The organism is Arthrobacter agilis (genome assembly GCF_030816075.1).
In the GTDB taxonomy this organism is placed as follows: domain Bacteria; phylum Actinomycetota; class Actinomycetes; order Actinomycetales; family Micrococcaceae; genus Arthrobacter_D; species Arthrobacter_D agilis_E.
Genome location: NZ_JAUSXO010000001.1, coordinates 1,292,377 through 1,308,925, shown reverse-complemented (window position 1 = coordinate 1,308,925; position 16,549 = coordinate 1,292,377). Strand labels below are relative to the sequence as shown.

At 63.0% G+C, this 16,549-nt stretch carries 20 protein-coding genes and 1 pseudogene; 11 read left to right on the top strand and 10 right to left on the bottom strand.

Annotation, left to right across the window (positions count from 1 at the left end; translation table 11 throughout):
• Window positions 1–147: 147 nt before the first annotated feature.
• Complete coding sequence (locus QFZ50_RS05850; RefSeq protein WP_307082806.1) at window positions 148–1,650, top strand: amidase; 1,503 nt, start codon at window positions 148–150, stop codon at window positions 1,648–1,650.
• Between the two features lie 389 nt (window positions 1,651–2,039).
• Here QFZ50_RS05850 and QFZ50_RS05845 read toward each other — a convergent pair whose 3' ends face one another.
• A complete protein-coding gene (locus QFZ50_RS05845) occupies window positions 2,040–2,885 on the bottom strand; it encodes an SDR family NAD(P)-dependent oxidoreductase (RefSeq protein WP_307082803.1) in 846 nt (281 codons plus the stop codon).
• Between the two features lie 149 nt (window positions 2,886–3,034).
• Here QFZ50_RS05845 and QFZ50_RS05840 point away from each other — a divergent pair, with 149 nt between their 5' ends.
• Together QFZ50_RS05840 and QFZ50_RS05835 are read left to right on the top strand one after the other, a co-directional pair.
• Window positions 3,035–3,961, top strand: coding sequence for a helix-turn-helix transcriptional regulator (locus QFZ50_RS05840; RefSeq protein WP_307082801.1), 927 nt, complete (start codon window positions 3,035–3,037; stop codon window positions 3,959–3,961).
• A gap of 16 nt (window positions 3,962–3,977) precedes the next feature.
• Window positions 3,978–4,289 carry a hypothetical protein gene (locus tag QFZ50_RS05835; protein WP_307082799.1) on the top strand — a complete coding sequence of 104 codons (312 nt, stop codon included), beginning with the start codon at window positions 3,978–3,980 and terminating at the stop codon, window positions 4,287–4,289.
• Between the two features lie 2 nt (window positions 4,290–4,291).
• On the opposite strand, the gene QFZ50_RS05830 is transcribed toward QFZ50_RS05835, so the two are convergent.
• A complete protein-coding gene (locus QFZ50_RS05830; RefSeq protein ID WP_307082797.1) occupies window positions 4,292–5,254 on the bottom strand; it encodes a universal stress protein in 963 nt (320 codons plus the stop codon).
• Between the two features lie 599 nt (window positions 5,255–5,853).
• On the opposite strand from QFZ50_RS05830, the gene QFZ50_RS05825 reads away from it, so the two are divergent.
• On the top strand, window positions 5,854–6,303 hold the full coding sequence (locus QFZ50_RS05825; protein ID WP_307082795.1) for a pyridoxamine 5'-phosphate oxidase family protein: 450 nt from the start codon (window positions 5,854–5,856) through the stop codon (window positions 6,301–6,303).
• A gap of 1,161 nt (window positions 6,304–7,464) precedes the next feature.
• Here QFZ50_RS05825 and QFZ50_RS05820 read toward each other — a convergent pair.
• Both QFZ50_RS05820 and QFZ50_RS05815 read right to left on the bottom strand, forming a co-directional pair.
• Window positions 7,465–7,971 carry a GNAT family N-acetyltransferase gene (locus QFZ50_RS05820; RefSeq protein WP_307082793.1) on the bottom strand — a complete coding sequence of 169 codons (507 nt, stop codon included), beginning with the start codon at window positions 7,969–7,971 and terminating at the stop codon, window positions 7,465–7,467.
• 214 nt (window positions 7,972–8,185) lie between these two features.
• On the bottom strand, window positions 8,186–8,512 hold the full coding sequence (locus tag QFZ50_RS05815) for a GYD domain-containing protein (RefSeq protein WP_307082791.1): 327 nt from the start codon (window positions 8,510–8,512) through the stop codon (window positions 8,186–8,188).
• A gap of 773 nt (window positions 8,513–9,285) precedes the next feature.
• On the opposite strand from QFZ50_RS05815, the gene QFZ50_RS05810 reads away from it, so the two are divergent.
• The gene (locus tag QFZ50_RS05810; protein WP_307082788.1) at window positions 9,286–9,648 is read left to right on the top strand and encodes a histone-like nucleoid-structuring protein Lsr2; all 363 of its coding nucleotides are present in this window, start codon (window positions 9,286–9,288) and stop codon (window positions 9,646–9,648) included.
• A gap of 294 nt (window positions 9,649–9,942) precedes the next feature.
• A complete protein-coding gene (locus tag QFZ50_RS05805; RefSeq protein WP_307082786.1) occupies window positions 9,943–10,320 on the top strand; it encodes a VOC family protein in 378 nt (125 codons plus the stop codon).
• Window positions 10,321–10,485: 165 nt separating this feature from the next.
• Here QFZ50_RS05805 and QFZ50_RS05800 read toward each other — a convergent pair whose 3' ends face one another.
• A complete protein-coding gene (locus tag QFZ50_RS05800) occupies window positions 10,486–11,103 on the bottom strand; it encodes a DinB family protein (RefSeq protein WP_307082784.1) in 618 nt (205 codons plus the stop codon).
• A 394-nt stretch (window positions 11,104–11,497) separates the two neighbouring features.
• On the opposite strand from QFZ50_RS05800, the gene QFZ50_RS05795 reads away from it, so the two are divergent.
• Window positions 11,498–12,205: a helix-turn-helix transcriptional regulator gene (locus QFZ50_RS05795; protein WP_307082782.1), complete on the top strand. Its 708-nt coding sequence runs from the start codon at window positions 11,498–11,500 to the stop codon at window positions 12,203–12,205.
• Between the two features lie 76 nt (window positions 12,206–12,281).
• Window positions 12,282–12,656, top strand: a complete 375-nt coding sequence (locus QFZ50_RS05790) for a VOC family protein (RefSeq protein ID WP_307082780.1) — start codon at window positions 12,282–12,284, stop codon at window positions 12,654–12,656.
• A gap of 127 nt (window positions 12,657–12,783) precedes the next feature.
• Here the strand turns inward: QFZ50_RS05790 and QFZ50_RS05785 are convergent, their stop codons facing one another.
• Window positions 12,784–13,131 (bottom strand): hypothetical protein, encoded by a 348-nt coding sequence (locus tag QFZ50_RS05785; protein ID WP_307082778.1) that lies wholly within the window; start codon window positions 13,129–13,131, stop codon window positions 12,784–12,786.
• 14 nt (window positions 13,132–13,145) lie between these two features.
• Here QFZ50_RS05785 and QFZ50_RS05780 point away from each other — a divergent pair, with 14 nt between their 5' ends.
• Together QFZ50_RS05780 and QFZ50_RS18205 are read left to right on the top strand one after the other, a co-directional pair.
• Window positions 13,146–13,694, top strand: a complete 549-nt coding sequence (locus QFZ50_RS05780) for a GNAT family N-acetyltransferase (protein WP_307082777.1) — start codon at window positions 13,146–13,148, stop codon at window positions 13,692–13,694.
• A gap of 124 nt (window positions 13,695–13,818) precedes the next feature.
• Complete coding sequence (locus QFZ50_RS18205; protein ID WP_373462250.1) at window positions 13,819–13,965, top strand: tetratricopeptide repeat protein; 147 nt, start codon at window positions 13,819–13,821, stop codon at window positions 13,963–13,965.
• 186 nt (window positions 13,966–14,151) lie between these two features.
• Here QFZ50_RS18205 and QFZ50_RS05770 read toward each other — a convergent pair whose 3' ends face one another.
• The 3 genes from QFZ50_RS05770 to QFZ50_RS05760 form a co-directional block, all read right to left on the bottom strand.
• Window positions 14,152–14,517, bottom strand: a complete 366-nt coding sequence (locus tag QFZ50_RS05770; protein ID WP_307082774.1) for a hypothetical protein — start codon at window positions 14,515–14,517, stop codon at window positions 14,152–14,154.
• Entirely contained in the window at window positions 14,514–14,879 is a 366-nt protein-coding gene (locus QFZ50_RS05765) for a TetR/AcrR family transcriptional regulator (RefSeq protein ID WP_307082771.1), read from the bottom strand. Before QFZ50_RS05765 ends, QFZ50_RS05770 begins: the two co-directional genes overlap by 4 nt.
• 182 nt (window positions 14,880–15,061) lie before the next feature.
• A complete protein-coding gene (locus QFZ50_RS05760) occupies window positions 15,062–15,643 on the bottom strand; it encodes a dihydrofolate reductase family protein (RefSeq protein ID WP_307082769.1) in 582 nt (193 codons plus the stop codon).
• A gap of 644 nt (window positions 15,644–16,287) precedes the next feature.
• Between QFZ50_RS05760 and QFZ50_RS18200 the strand changes: the two genes are divergently transcribed.
• A complete protein-coding gene (locus tag QFZ50_RS18200; protein ID WP_373462318.1) occupies window positions 16,288–16,437 on the top strand; it encodes a hypothetical protein in 150 nt (49 codons plus the stop codon).
• On the opposite strand, the pseudogene QFZ50_RS05750 reads toward QFZ50_RS18200, so the two are convergent.
• Window positions 16,368–16,547 (bottom strand): annotated as a pseudogene (locus tag QFZ50_RS05750) (Fe-Mn family superoxide dismutase); the annotation flags it as partial. The gene QFZ50_RS18200 and the pseudogene QFZ50_RS05750 overlap by 70 nt on opposite strands.
• Between the last annotated feature and the right edge of the window lie 2 nt (window positions 16,548–16,549).

Genomic DNA, 16,549 nt, shown 5'->3' with positions numbered 1-16,549 from the left:
AGCAGCGTCGCGAAGCTCGCGCACCCCATTCGGACAGGACGGCCGTGCTGCTGGGAGCCTGGTAATCCTCACGGAGGGGTTGACCTTGATTCTTGCTCGTCCTACCGTCAGGGCAAAAGCTTATTGACCTCTCATGGGAGAAGCTTCATGGATCTCAACGGCACGTCTCTTGAAGATGCTGACATTGCGGGGATCCAAGCCGCACTGTTCACCGGTCGGGTCACGGCACGGCAGCTGGTCGACGCCTACCTTGACCGGATCGAGGCCTTCGATCATGCCGGCCCTGAATTGAACGCAGTTGTCACCATCAATCAAGCCGCCAGGGAACAAGCGGATGAACTGGATGATGCCTACCGGCAGACAGGGCAACCAGTCGGGCCTCTGCATGGCATCCCCATGGTCATCAAGGACTGCCTGGAAACGGCGGACATGCCGACCTCGTTCGGATCGGAAATCTTCGCTGACTACCGGGCGGAGCAGGACGCAACAGTGGTCGCCACGCTGCGCGCCGCGGGGGCGATCATCCTCGCGAAGACGACACTTCCTGACTGGGCCACGTCGTGGTTCAGCTACTCCTCCCATACCGGGGTGACGAAGAACCCCTACGACCTTGGCCGCGATCCAGGAGGATCGAGCAGTGGAACAGGCGCCGCAATCGCGGCAGGGTACGCGACCGTAGGGCTTGGCACTGACTGCGGAGGATCAGTGCGTCTACCCGCCTCGTTCTGCAATCTGGTCGGGGTTCGCTCCACTCCTGGTTTGATCAGTCGAACCGGATGCAATCCTTTGGTGAGCGCCCAGGACACCATCGGGCCCATGGCCAGGTCCGTGGAAGACGCCGCCCGCGTGTTCACCGTGATGGCCGGCTTCGACCGGAGCGACCCACTGACCTACGCCTACTCCGTGGCACGCGCACCCTCGTCATACGTGGACAGCCTGGTCCCTAACGCCCTTCACGGACGACGTATTGGAGTCCTGCGCAGCGCATTCGGTGCTGACGCTGACCCCAACGCTGCCCCCGTCAATCACGTGATGGCCAGCGCTCTTGACGAGCTGAGGGCAGGTGGTGCCACTGTCGTCGATGTCACCATCGATGACCTCTCCGGGTGGATCGGCAGAACTTCCCTGTACACGATCAAGTCCAAGCACGACATCGACACCTGGCTCTCATCCAAACCCAACCCACCAGCGCACACCGTCGCCGAGATCATCGACTCAGGCCGATACCACAAAAAACTCGATCTCCTCGAGGCGTTAGCGGCCGGACCCGATGACCCGTTGAACGACGTGGGCTACTACACCGCCTACACCGCGCGGGAAGCGTTCATGAAAACGGTCGTCAATCTCATGGAAGCCAATAACCTCGACACGCTGGTCTATCCGACCTGCCAGGTCGCCCCGCCCACCCACGAAGATACCGATTCCGGGCTGTGGAACACCCTGAACTTTCCCACGAACACGGTCATAGGTTCGCAGACCTGGATGCCATCCATGACAGTACCGGCGGGCCTCACCGCCTCCGGCCTGCCCATTGGTATGGAGATACTCGCACGCCCTTACGACGAGCCCACCATGTTCGCCGTCGGCTACGGCTTCGAACAGGTCATCGGACACCGAACTCACCCCCAAAGCGCACCGAGAAGCACCTGAACGGCTCCTGATAACCACGACATAACGCGCTCAATCCTCAGTTCGGGATCAAGGCGTGCAGTGCCTACTGCCGCTACCCCTCGTCAGGCGAACTCATCGCCACCGAGACTCAGGACACCGGTCAGTAGGGGGCGTATGACGGGTTCGTTCCCACCGTGCTCGAGCAGGACTGCGTCCAGCACGACGGATTGGGCCTGGTCAGGCGTATGGAAGTAGCCACCACTAAGAGCCACGAGGTTGCTGAAGTGCCCATCATCAAGCACCACAAGGTGCCGAGGTGGCCAGCGCGGTCCTCGCTCTTCGAACGTGCCGGCGAGACCGCCGGCATGTTGAGGTAGCGCTCTCTCCAGGCCCGCAGCTGTCTGCGCCCCAGTATTCGCCGTACCGGGCTACTCGTCGTCGTGGGCGAGGGAGGAGGACAGTTCCCGGTAGGCGTCGGCCTGCTCGAGGAGCAGGCGCGCCTTATCCTCCGCGGTCTGCACGGCGTCCGCGCCGGCGAGCCAGCGCAGCGGCGGCCGCTCCTGGGCTGCGATGGTGATCAGGGCGGCGGCGAGCTTCGCCGGGTCTCCGCTCTGCTTGCCGTTCATGCCCTTCCACGCCTCGATGGTGCTCTGGGTGCGCTGGTCGTAGTCCTCGATGGACAGTTCCGGCCAGTTCGTGGATGCGCCTTCGACGAGCAGTTCGGTGCGGAAGAAGCCGGGATCCACGATCGTCGTGTTGATGCCGTAGGGCTCCAGATCGAAACGTAGGGACTCCATCCAGCCTTCGATGGCGAACTTCGAGGCGCAGTACGCGGCGACGAATTCCTGGCCGGTGAGTCCGGCGGTGGAGCTGAAGGTGATGATGTGGCCGCTGCGCTGGGCGCGCAGAACCGGCAGGACGGCCCGGGTGACGTTCAAGGGGCCGAAGAAGTTCGTCTCCATCTGCTGGCGGAACTGGGCGGGGCTGATGACTTCGAAGAATCCGGCGTAGAAGTTCCCTGCATTGTTGACGAGCCGGTCGATCCGACCGAACCGTGCAACGGCTGCGTCGACGGCGGCCGTGGCAGCGGCGTCGTCGGTGATGTCAAGGGACACGGCCAGCAGGTTCTCGTGCTCGCCGAGGACGTCGGTCACCCTCGATGCGTCCCGGGCGGTGCCGACAACCTTGTGGCCTGCCTCGAGGGCTGCGCGGGCGATGTCGATGCCCATGCCGCGGGCGGCTCCGGTGATGAACCAGACTTCCTGATCAGTCATGATGATGTCCTTTTCATATGTTCTTCTGCCGAGTGTTCGTGCCTGTTGTTCTTCCAGTGAACGCCGGTCCCGGAACGCAAGGGAGTCCCGACCTATCCGGTTAATGCCAGTGACCCCCTAAGCCTGAGGATCGCGCGTAGCGTCGAAGAATGGACAGCGCCAGCGATCTCCGGGAATTCCTCACCAGCCGCCGTGCCCGGATCACGCCGGAGCAGGCCGGCCTGCCCGTGTTCGGCCACCGCCAGCGCCGGGTCCCGGGGCTACGGCGCGAGGAAGTGGCCCTCCTGGCGGGCATGAGCTCCGAGTACTACGTGCGCCTGGAACGCGGGAACGCCAAAGGCGTCTCTGAGGCGGTCCTTGAAGGCATCAGTCAGGCGTTGCACCTCGACGATGCCGAACGGAGCCACCTCTACGACCTGGTCCGGACCGCGAACAAAGGCGCCCACCCGCAACGCCGGCGCGGACCGGCTCGGGCCCGGCAGGTCCGCCCAGCTGTTCAGCAGATGATCGATGCGATGACGGCCCTGCCGACTATCGTGCAGAACGAACGCCTCGACCTCATCGCCTCGAACAGGCTCGGAACAGCGTTCTACTCCGAGATGTATGTGCAACCCCAGCGGCCATCGAATTTCGGCCGGTTCCTGTTCCTGGACCCCCGCTCCCGCGACTTCTACCGGGACTGGGACGACGCGGCGCAGCAGACCGTGGCCCTGCTGCGCAGCGCGGCAGGGCGGGCACCGTACGACCGGATCCTCAGCGACCTCGTTGGCGAGCTTTCCACCCGCAGTGATGACTTCCGCACCCTATGGGCAGCCCACGATGTCCGTCTGCACCACTCCGGCGCCAAGAAAGTGCACCACCCGGTCGTCGGTGACCTGGATCTGGTCTTCGAAGGACTCGCCCTGGCCTCCGACCCGGGGCTGTCGCTCATCGCCTACACCGCCCAACCAGGCACCCCCTCCCACGACGGCCTCCAACTCCTCGCCGCCTGGGCCGCCACCCACGACAACACCCTGCGCCATCAGGCGCGGGATGCCTCGAACGCGGCGACCACCACCGACACCAATCACAGCTGAAAGAAACACTCGGAACATGGGAATCCTCCTCACCGGCTCCACGAACGGCCTCGGCCTCGCTGCAGCGTACTCGCCGCCGGTAGCGCCCGGTGTACAACTGCACCCGGCCCTCGACTTTGGCGGCCGCCATGCCCGCGCGGGTCTTCCTGGGAATGAGATCGGCCTCGAACTCAGTGGCCACGCCGAAGACGTTGAAGAGAGGGCATTCGACAGGATCGATGGGATCGTGAACGCCGGCACCCAGGTTCAGCGAGAAGGCGTGATCGGTGCCTACGGCCTCGGCTACTCGACCTCACTAAGAGGTTTGACGCGGCGGTGTCGTCCTTAGCGTTAGGGCATCAAGTCAGGACTCCGCGAGGGCGTACACCGCGCCCTCAGGGCAGTCTCAGTCTTTGACTTGACTACCGATACAGGTCCGGGCGTGGTGATGACGAGCGTGGGGCAGGGCGGTCGCAGTAGCAGTGTGTGGGTGACCGAGCCGATTCCCATTCCTGCCGTGGTGCCGCGCCCGTGGCGGCCGATCACCAACAGGGCGGCATCCGGGCTGTGTCGCATCAGGGCCCGGGCCGGAGTGCGCAGCGCGTCCACGATCCAACTCACGCGCAGGGACGGATAGGCGGCGTGGATCGCCGAACGCATCGCTGAAGTATCGACCCTCAGGGCTTCGGCTGCGGGCGATGCAGGTTTTACTGCCGCAATCACGCGCAGCGCAGCACCGAGTCGGTGTGCTTCGGCAGCTGCTCGGGTCAGGGCCGCGCTGGACTCTGTAGAACCGTCGACACCGACCACGACGTACCCGTGGGCGGTACCATTTTTCGCGCTGTTGCTCTGTGGACCGGTGGGGACGATCAGGACCGAAGCGAGCGACCCCAATACCGCCTGGATGGCCACAGAGCCCTGGAAGACACCAGTGAGGGTGTTCACCCGGTCCGCGCCCACGACGAGCAGGGACGCGCCGGCTGATAGTCCGAGGAGGGCATGAACAATATCACCGCAGTGGAGATAGGTGCTGACCCGCACGGTCGGGTAGTCAATCGACAACCGGGTGGCTTCGTCCTGAAGCGTCCTGCGGCCCGCGTCGACCACATCGGCGTAACACGTTCCGGGCGGCATCGAGTCGGGAGCAGGCACCGCGTGAACGAGTGTGAGCGGCGAGTTGGCTGCCCGTGCACGACGCGCCGCCTGCTCGAGGGGCGTATTGATCGACAGGCGACCCCGTACTGCGACCAGAATTGCCCGCCGCTCGACGCCGGGCGGCACTTCCGGGTCCTGAGGGCGGGCGACCGTCAGCACGGGCACCGCGAATCTGCACTGGTGAATGCCAGCACTGCCACGCGAGGCGGTCTGGCTCCGCTCGGGCGTCTGTTCCGCCCCATGAATACAGCGCTGGCTAACAACTCTGAGAATCGGGGACGGGTCTGGGCGGTGGCTGTTTCGCCGCAGTCTGCCGTCGGCTCCCGTTTCGTTGTCCCGGTTGATGTCGTGGATGGAGGAACGGTGCACGCGGCCAGGTCAGGGCGTCGCCTGTTCGGGCGTGGGTGGTCGGTGCAAATCTGTCGGGGCGTCATCCGTTAAGTCCTTGTCGTCGGCTGCGTTGATGCGGCCGCAGAGGATTTTCCTGATGCAGCACAAGGGCCCCTGTGGAGCAATGCTTACGACCCGGAGTAAGCCACGTACCTTCACCACCTTAACCGTCCTTAAGCGTCGCCGTAAGCAGCCCACGAGGTCAGGGCCTTTCGACCCTGATTCGATACACCATTTCGCCGTACGGTTGGAAACTAGGAGACCGCTGCCTATCAGCGCCGGTCGACGACAGCCGATGTACTCCCGCATCCGCAGCTGTTTCGAGCCACCGGCAATGGGTCTCCGTTAGCAAGGGACAAGGACGCATCATGACGACCACGCCCAATCAAGATCTGTACTGGGACTCCCCCGGTGCACTCCGTACCTCTGACCAGCTGCCGGCCTTCCAGTGCTGGGCTCTTGCCACAACGAAGACCACCGGTCGGCTCGGTTTTTTCCGTGACGGGCTTCTGGATATCTTCCCCGTCAATTACTTTGTTCTGGACGATCGCGTGTACTTCCGGACCTCCGCCGACGGCACCATCGCCACGAGCTCACTCGACCATGCCGCGTTTCAAATCGATCACGTGAACAAGGACACCCCTGACGGCTGGACCATCCTCCTCAATGGCCCGGCCACGCGTGTGAAGGATTCAGCGCTCCTGACGATTCTCTGGGGTAAAGCAGTCAATGAAGCCTGGTCTCCCGGTCAACGTGAGCTCTTCTTCAGCCTGGCACCCACCCACGTCCGGGGCCGGCGGGTGGGTACCACCCACTAGTGCGCACGTACTGATCCCCCAGACATCGTCGACGGCAGAAGGCCGGCTGCAAGGCGGGGGCCCTCGACCTGTGATGGCTGCGCCCGCCCTCGGAGGACACGTGGCGGATGCCAAGTGATGTACCAGGCGAGGGCTCCGAGGACAGTGTAGGGCCCGTCGAATCCGCGATCCCCATCGGCCCGGGCCTGGCGAACGACGTGAGCCTACCAATCGGAGTGGAACCAACCAGCAGCAAAGCTTCCGCTGCCGCCACCGTTTCACGTCTCGGCGGCGGAACCCGCCAGCACATGAGCTCCTTGAGGACAGCTGAAGCCTGACGGCGAATGCCTGTGAGTCGCAAGAAGACTAGAAGCGGGCGTGGTGGAGGTGGACTTCCATGACTTTAAGGCCCGTGATGGCGGCACGTAAGCGTACTTGCCTGTCCTCCAGCACGCTGTACGAAAGTTCGGGGTCCTCGGGTAAGGACAGGTTGGGGTCGCCGCTAGTCGCGCTGGTCGCAGCAGTAGGGAAGCGCAGCAGATCCTCTGCAGGGGCCGTCCCACCCTGCTCAGGCGACTCGAGCGCCTGTTGGCTTCGGGTTGATTCCTGGTCGAATGAGCTAGGAAGCGTCATGACGTGATCTCGTCTCTGTGCCTGATGTGCTTGCGGATCATGGCAATACTTATCGTCTCGACTCGTCCCTCGTTCGATGGTGCGCCGGATTCCTCCTTGGCCCTTCGTGGTGGAGACTTCGATCTGACCGGTAGGTGGCTGCGGAGGTCAGATCGTGCCGGGGTTGGTTTGTTACCCAGCACCGGCTGGGAAGTGTGCAAGCCGGTAGGCGCGCTGGTGGAGGGCAAGCTTACGTACCGTCTCCCGACGCCGTTCACCTTGCCGTTCAAGGATCGTCCGACAATCGACACTTTCACCCGGCTCACGGTCGGCCCTGACGAGCGGGCCCGGTCCGGCTGAAAGCACCGGCACAAGGCCGCCTGGCGGAAAGGGGTGTACTGAACGCATGATCGGTCCCTTGATCAACGAGACTGTGCTGTGGTTCGTCCCTCCCCGATCATCCAGCACAGAACCCCGATCGCCTAGGCCCATGCAACGTCGCCCTGCAGGCAAGGTGTAGGAAGAAGGCGAGTGAGGCCTGCTGAGGGCTTCGTTGCCGTGTAGGCGGGGCTACGGACTTTTAGGTGTGAGCGAGTGTCTCCACACGTTCACCCGGAGATCCCTACCGCGAAACGGGAAGTCGTCTTCGCCCAGCAGCTCGAAACCAGCCCGAGCACACAGCGCATTGGATGGTCTATTTCCTGTCGATGGAAACGCATAAAGCCGGGATTCCGGCGGCCCGGAACGCATGGCGTCGGCAATGATGAGTCGCACTGCCTCGCCAGCCACGCCCCGACCCTGGGCTTGTGGAAGCACGAACCACCCCGTTTCGACAGCGGACTCACCGGCCCACTTCGTCTGCCACCACCCAATACCGCCTACCGCGTCCTCGCCATCAAGAACAACGAACATGCGTGCAGAGCCTTCCTCCCACCGGCGCAAATAGTTCTCATGCTGCCTGATCACCTCGTCGGCAGACTCAGGGCCGGCGATGAACCTGGTCATCGCTTCAGTGTTCGCTTCACGAAGCAGGTCCGCGTCGGACGTGGACCATCTGCGCAACCGGATGCCTGTCATGCGGCCACTCTAGGTTCACCCTCCCCAAACTGGGCAGCCTGGGCTCAACTGGGATCAAAGGAGGCTCAAGGTTGAGAACCAGGTTCACTCTCCACAGCTGACTCGTCCAAACATCCGACGACGGGGTGTCCGCCGAACGGGGATAGCTTTAGTATCCGGACCATACGTCGCTGGGAAGCGTCAACCTGGTAGCCGTGCAGGTGCCCCGGAAATGTCAGGCGCCGGGAGGCCGGTACTTGATCTGCTCGGCTTTCCGCAGGGCTTCCATCGTGTCGCCAACGGTGACGAGCACCGTCGTTTCGAACGAATTCAGCGCGCCGCCTCCACTGATCGCCAGCGCAACCGCAGCCATTGATACGTTGTCGGGAGCCTCCCATAGGTTGTAGCCGTCGTGGGCGCCGAAGGCGTACCAGAATCCATGAAGCTTCCCTCCCACAGATTCGATGTATGCCTGGGCGGCCTTTGCGCGGTCCTCGGGGTTGCTGATCAGCCTCGCCCAGGTTTCCGGTGTGTAGCTGAACTTCGACAGATAGAGCGGCATCGTCTCTTCCTTTCGTTCCTGTCGGACGTGCGGATTCACCAAGAGTGGCAGTATGCTGCCGGGCCAGCAATGAGTCGGATGCACGTCGAGCAGCTGAAATGTCGACAGCGGGGCGGCGCGCTTCGGATCTCCCAACCTCAAGGAACCAAACCGACCTTGAGCACCGTAACGCCGGCCTGTGCACGGCTTCGGGCCTTCGTGCAGACGACCTCGAAGGATGACATTCCAGTGAGTCGTCGAACGCGACGGCGGCATAGACGGCGATAGGGAGCCCGATCTGCTCGGACTCCTCGTCGAAGAAATTCACGTCGTCCCCGTGACGTCCAGAGCACCGAGGTCGTCGCACTCAACGAACAACTGGCGGGAAAACACACTCTAGGCGCGTCATCACCGGCACCCGGCTCCGCCTCCATCGCGCTCAGGCGGCAGAGGATTCATGGTGCTGACCGTAGCCAGCCTCCGTCACGGCGTCACAGGCCGCTCACCCACAGGTGGACGGGCTTGAGCTCACTCCTCCGGGCTCCACCCGTCCACAGAGGGACGACCCCCAACAGCCTCGCCTATACGAGAACCGCTGTGAAGATCCACTCCCTTCAACCCCTCACCCAGACTCAGCGTGAAGGCTGGGTATGGCTCAGTTCCGTCCCCCCCATTTTCACCAGCAATGACGACACAAAGAAGCACAACAGACCCCTGAATGAAAGCGGGACATTTTGTAGCCGTACACCGCATTCTTTTGGCGCGATAGGGTGAGCGCTGGGGATCATTGATTCATGGCGAATAGTTCGGGAGCGGAAATGGCGCAGCGTGTGCGGGTGGAATTGATCGACGACCTCAATGGTGAGGTCGCCCAGGAAACGGTGCGTTTCGGGGTGGACGGCACCGACTACGAAATCGACCTGACGACGGACAACGCCCAGGCGCTGCGCTCGGCCCTGTCCGAATACGTGGATAAGGCCCGCAAGTCCAGCACCGGTCGGCGGGGGCAGGGCGGGCAGAAGTCCTCGTCGACGAGCCGCACCAAGCGTGAGGACACCCAGCAGATCCGCCAGTGGGCCAAGGACAACGGTCACAACCCCAGCTCCCGGGGCCGCATCACCCAGTCCATCATCGACGCCTACAACGAAGCCCACTAACGGACTGACCAGCGCTCGTCCGACCGTTGAGGGGGCGATGTCCGCGGTGGAGGATCCAACAGCGGCAGGTGATGCCCGGTGGGCGAAAGCCGACGGGGCTCATCCCTCCCAGAACGCGTTCATCCTGCTCAGCCGAGCCATCCAACTCCCACACGAACACCAAGCTGCTCGACTTGGCTCGACGCCTCGCCACCCCCGGAGCAAGCGGCACGAACTAGCACCTTGAGGGATCGTCTTGTGGATTTTTTCCGGTCTCGATAGTCGCACGGGGCTCCGGGTGTTAGGACTGTGCGCATGAGTGTTCGTAGGTCGATCCCGGTGTTGAAAACCCGTAACCCTGCAGCCGCTCGAGCGTTCTACGAGGAGTTCCTGGGCTTCCGTGTCGCAATGGACGAGGACGGGATGCTGCTGTTTGTTTCAACCACCACGCCCACCACGCAGGTCATTGTTGCGTGGCCGAGTCCGACCGCCGTTGACCCTGAATTGTTGGACGTTGACGTCTCCGTCGAGGTCGATGACGTGGACGCCGCTTATCGTGGCGCCGACCAAAGCGGGCTGGCAGTGGTGCGCGAGATCCGGGACGAGCCCTGGGGCATCCGACGCTTTTTCGTCCGCGATCCCAGCGGGCATGTCATCAACGTCGCGAGCCACATCCGCCCGCAGCGGCAGTAGGGCAGACCTACTGGATCGGAGGCAATCTCAGCCGAGTCCTCGTCTCTCCGGCGGTGTAACCGTATTGTCGCCGCGAGAACCGCGACATTGAGCAAGACCAGACTGCTGACCAGGGGCCAGGGGCCAGGAACATCCCGCTCCGGCGTCCGAAGTGCGCGCTTGTCCTTACCGGAGCTGGTGAACGTAGAGGTCGCGGAGCAGTGCGATCTCGGCCCCGTGGTGCAGGATCTCCTGGTTCATCCACCACACGATCGACGGAAACGTCTCCTCGGCATCGCTCCCGTACGGGTAGCTGCTTAGCCCGGTTCGGTCGTAGTCGGACTCGTCGACCTGCAGCAGCGCCTGGCGCCAGTCCGCTGCGGCTTGGCGGAACACCTCGATGGCACCGGCTGCATCTGCCCGGGATTCGTACGCCGCTCGATCGAATGTGCGATCGCCGCCCAGGTGGTTGGAGCGGCCAATCAGCGTCTCGGAGATGTGGTCAAGCCGCCAGGCGATCGTCGTGAAAGGAGGCGGCCACGGACTTTCGGAGGCACCGTCCCGCCCCCACTCCCCCGCGCCGATCAGCTTGGCAGCGCCAGGTCCGGGCCCGTCAGCGCGCCGTCGCACGGACCAGCACGCCTCAACCGGTTCCCACAGGCACTCCGCATCCGTCAGTACCGGGACGTCGACGTCGTTGTCGTCACCCGAGTTACTGGTCGGCCCGGCCAGACGAGTCAGGAGTCGTTCCGTCGCCCAGTCGTACTGCTCGAGTAGCGGCTGAAGGCGCTGGTTAGTCATCATGACTCATGACCCTAGACTCCACGACACACGACTAAATCACTACGGATCCTCAACCATCGTTGATGAGCGCCGAAGGTCAGATGTTTGGCGTTTGCTCGCCGTGGTGAGGCGGGGTCGGACTTGGTTGGCCAGGCACTGTCTCCTTGGCAATCGTCCGTCTCGTTGCGCTCGGACACTGCATCAACGACATGCTCCACCGCCATGTTCGAGAGACCGTGAGCCGACGGCCATGAGGTCTGGTTCCACCAGTGGGTGCCACTCAGCGATCGCGAAACGCCGTCACTTGTCGCTGTGATCCAGCTCTGACCGCCTATCTCGGTGAATGGTGTCCCGGCGGAGGACCGGAGTAGGAACGGCGCCGACGCCGTTCCTACTCCGGACCTAGGATTGAGAAGTGAATCGCACCGACCGGCTCTACGCACTCGTGGAAGAGCTGCGGGCTGTGGCACCACGTCCGAGGAGTGCCCGGTGGCTTGCCGAGAAATTCGAGGTCAGCTCCCGGACCATCGAGCGGGACCTGTCGGCATTGCAACACAGCGGAGTCCCCATCTGGGCAGAACCTGGCCGCACCGGAGGCTACTGCCTTGATCCGGCGCACACCCTGGCGCCCCTCGGGTTCACTGTCGACGAGGCACTGGCCGTGATGATCTCTCTGGGCACGCTGGTCACCAGCCCGTTCCGCGATGCAGCGATGTCGGCGCTCCATAAGGTCGTTGCCGTCACGGACGGTCGCCGCCTGAGCGAGACAGCGGAGCTCGCTAGCCGTATCCACCTGCTTGGTGAGCATAGGTCGAACGAGGCGCCGCAGGAGCTGGCCGATGCACTGCGAACCGGGCAGGTTCTGCAGATCGTCTACATCGACCGCAACGGAATCGCGACGTCAAGGAGCGTCGAACCCATGGGATTCGTCGGCAAGGGCAGCGATTGGTACCTGATCGCCTGGTGCCGCCTCCGCGACAGCCTTCGCGCGTTCCGAGGCGACCGCATCACCGAGGCGAAGTCCTTGGGCGAGCGACCACCGCGGCGCCCACTCCGCGTAGAAGACCTCGGCATCGTGCAAGGGAAGTTACGGATGGTCGGCCCGGGCGAGAAATCATCCTAATCACCGACAGGACGTTGTCGCGAGGTCAGCCCAGGATGGACACATCGAGCCGGACCGCCCGGCTGAAAGGAAGACCATGGACCTCGCATCGATCCGCATCATCACTCACGACGTCGACCGGCTCACCAACTTCTACGAGACCGTCACGGGGACCGTCGCCGCACGGCCCGCACCTGTCTTCGCTGAGTTCCGAACGGCCACGGGAACCCTCGCGATCGCAGACACAGCAACCGTCGCGATGCTCGGCGACCACGCACCAAAGCCTGGGAGCAACGAGACGATCATCATCGAGTACCTTGTCACCGACGTCGATGCGGAGTTCGCTCGACTGCAGGACGTACTCGAGGACATCGTGCTCGAACCGACCACCATGCCCTGGGGCAACAGGTCCACCCTGTTCCGCGATCCTGATGGCAACCTCGTGAACCTCTTCTCCAGGCCGACCCTCTGAAACCATTCTGCGAGCTGCTCCCCCAGTAGCTCGCCGTTGAACAGATCCCGCCACTCACCAGGCTGGGTGCCGGGCCGACTGCTGGCCCTCCTAACGCTGCGATACAGAGTAGGAGATTGCGCTGACCTCACAGCGCGCAGCGCAGGATGAGGTCAACCTGTTCGCCGTCCTGGAAGTCAAGTGTGATGGCGATGCTCAATGCACCTTCAAGTGACTCGGGAAGATCTAGCGCATAGCTGGTGGGGCCGAAGTCTGCGGTGCAGGTCGATCCCCCGATCCGTGTCATTGTGATGCGAAGCGAGGCCTCGCCAGCTGCCAGCCGGACGGGGGCGTTGGGGCAACTCGACGAACCATAAGTCTTGACGTAGAAGCTCTGGCCCGGAGCTACCCAACCAACGGTCGGGCTGACATCCACGGTTCCGGCGGTACCTGACGTTTCCGGGTCGCCACCGGCGTAGACCTCACCGAGAGCCATTAGGGTGAACCACTATGTCGATCAATCTTGTGCGCCTGGACGCCGTCGGGAATGATCATGAGGCGCTGGTGAACTTCATGACGCGCAACGAGTTCCGCTTCCATGGAACCCCGCGCATTACACGCCAAGCGATCGAAGCCTCCATCGCCAAGGGCGCGTACCGGAACGAGGACAACGATTCCTTCTGGATTGACCACGCCGAGCACGGACGAATCGGAATCGCCCGGGTTCAGGACCTTCGAGATCCCACTGCAATGTTCGACCTGCGTCTCGATGAAGAGTTCCGGGGACGAGGCCTTGGCCTCGATAGCTTGCGGGCGCTCACACAGCACGTCTTCTCAACGCTGCCGGACACTCACCGTTTCGAGGGGCAGACCAGGGAGGACAACATCGCGATGCGAAAGACCTTCCTGCGCTGTGGCTGGGCCAAGGAAGCCCACTACCGCGAAGGGTGGCCGGTCCAGGGCGGAACCCCTGTCGCTTCGGTCGCCTACTCCATCCTTCGCCGTGATTGGGAAACAGGGCAGACGACGACGTTCGTATGGGAGGACCTCACCCTTTGAGCGCAGGCACCCGGCAACAGAAGATCGACTGCTTCGATGAGCAGGATTTTGACGACAATGACCGCAGGGCACGATCGTCGAGATAAGTGCACTTCTTTCAGAACAGCCACATGATGACCCAGAGGTGCTGTTCGAACTGGGCGGAGTACACGATGCGCTGGGACTCGAGAATGAAGCCATTCCGCTCTACCGGGAAGCCATCGTTGCCGGGCTCGACGGGACTAGCGCGCACCGAGCGTCGATGAAACGCCCCGCTCCCCGAATGCGCTGAACGTCCGTGAGTCGGTCGGCTTGCGGACACAACGTAGCTGGCTAGGGCAGGTCGTAGGTCCTCCTGTAGTCGATGATCAAAAGCGCGGCGACTACGCCAACCCAGACCCGCACTGGCGCAGCGAGCGCATACCTGCCCTGCACGGTGAGAGCGCGCACTGGCAGCCCGTCCGTGCGCTGCTGAGCGTCAGTTGGGGGCCGTCATCGCGGCGTTGATGAGGTCAACAACCATGCGCGGATCTTCGACACTGAGGTAGAGGCGCTGAAAGCGCGGCGACGTCGTCTGGACGACGATGGCGGTCTTCCCTCCGGTGACGTTCCAGTAGTGCCGCTGGCCGTCTTTGTGCCAGGTCCCAACCCACTTATGGCCTGGTATGCCCAGTCCCGGGCCGCGAATCCCCTTGTAGTCTTCTGCGGCGCCCGGGTCATGTGTCGCTCCGCGGACCTGATTGATCGGTATCTCGATCCGTCGGGTGAACCCCCATACCTTGTCCAATCCCTGGGGTTCGACGACGAGGATCTGACGTGTGGTGTCGATCGAGACGTTGTTCATGGAGATCCTTCGTTCAGGCCGGCCCGCGCCAGCAATCGTCTTCCGAGTTCCTGGGCCGCGTCCTCGCCCCAGACCGTGAGGGCTTGGGCGCAGAGGGTTCGCACTTCTTCGTCTCGTGCTGCCAGTTCGCCTAGCGCGACCAAGAGGAGTTCGGATCGGTCTGCACCTTGCACGATGGACGCGCGCAGGCACTCGACGAAGATGCCCCGCTTGCTGCCGAAGGTCGCGTACAAGCTTCCCCGGTGTACACCGGTGGCCTGCACGAGCCGATCCATCGAGCAGCCCTCGTACCCCTCATCAACGAACAGCTTCGTCGCCGCGGTAACAGCGGATTCGATATCGAACTCTCTAGGGCGGCCCATAGTTCAAGAATGACTGTTCTAGAACGATCAGTCAAGAACCGTTGGCAAACACCGTGTGCCACCCGAATCGATGTCTCGAAAAGCAATAGTGCCCCTTGGGCACGAGCCGAGCGACCCTCGATCGCCATCAGCAAGGACCGGCGATCGGTGAAAGCAAAGCGACCTGAAAACTGGAAAGACCGTTAGCCGGTGGTGAGGTAGCGAAGCTTCACGAGCTCTGACCCCGGCAAGACACTCGCGCCGGCCAGCCGCAGGCCGGTACGAGAGCCAGCGTAGAGCTTGTTTCCCTCTCCAAGGAGAGCGGAACCGACCAGAACGATGAGCTCATCAACCAGCCCTAGCTCGAGCAGTGGATTCCAGGTCGTTGCACTGCCGAACATCAGCACGTCACCATTGCCTTCCTCTTTGAGTCGGGTGATCTCTGCCGGCGCCGCGGATCTAGGGACGATCCGGGCAGTCCGCGCCCACGGCGCCTGAGGATCCGCCGCCATGGAATCGCTGATGACAACAGATGGCAGCGTGGTGACGAAATGCGCGATGTCGTGTTCCCGTCTGCTCGCAGATGAATCAGCCGCAACCCTGGACCAGAAATCCCAGTTCTCGGGGAACCAAGTACTCCCATACACGAGGGTGCCCGCAGTGCTCAGGAGCTCCAGATTGTGCGTGTTGAACGCGTCCTCGAAAGGCATCACCGTTAGATCGCCGCCGGGGCCCTGAAAGTAGCCGTCGAGTGAGGCAAGAACTGAAACAACGAGTCTGCTCATGCCGTGAGCGTACAACTCCTTTCTGCAGATCAGGGCAACTAGCCGCTCGCAGGAATTGACCGGGGTGCGGCCGCGTGCACGCCATGACCTGAGCGGGCACCACAAGAAGCGCCCGAAAGAAGATCCGCCCCTGGAGCATAGGGAACAATGGCCCGCAGGCCGCACTACACCCCTTCAATTCCACTGGCTGTTCCGCCGAAGGGGGCGCTTTCAGGGCAGGCTTGCAGACGGCTCTGGTTAGACTCGAGGGCATGACAATGGGGACGAACGGGCAACGGCAAGGGCAACAGCACGCATCACGACGAGAATGCGTTTCAAAATGCGACGCTCCGGTTCAGGGCATTCTGGGCGCTGTGTTTGCCCTCGTCGCGTGGGCGATCCTCTCGCTGCGCCGGGACGACCTCGCGTCCCGGTGAGCGGGTTCGTTCCCCTCGTGGTGCATTATGTCTGAAACGTCCGTCGCTCTCGCGATCCTGCTCCTCACAGTGATCCTCCTGCCGGCTGTCTGTCTGTTCGTCACGCGCCAAGCAGCTGACGGGCTGATTGGCCGGAACGCTGCAGCAGGGATCCGCACCAGGCACACACAAGCATCCGACGAAGCATGGATCGCCGGACACAAGGCCGCCCTCCCAACGCTGAGGAAGATGAGGCTCGTCGCGGGCATCGGAATCATCGCCGCGGTGAGCGTACAGCTCCTGGCCGGCGGACAGGCCGGACCTCTCACCGCCTTCGCGGCCTGGAACCGGGTCTGGACGTCCGCCCAGTTCACGAGGTTCCACCAGGCCTTCACGTAGTCGGGCTTCACGTTGACGTAGTCCAGGTAGAAGGCGTGCTCCCACATGTCGAGCATCAGCAGCGGGATGGTGCCCACGGGCACGTTGCCCTGCTGGTCGTAGAGCTGCTCAT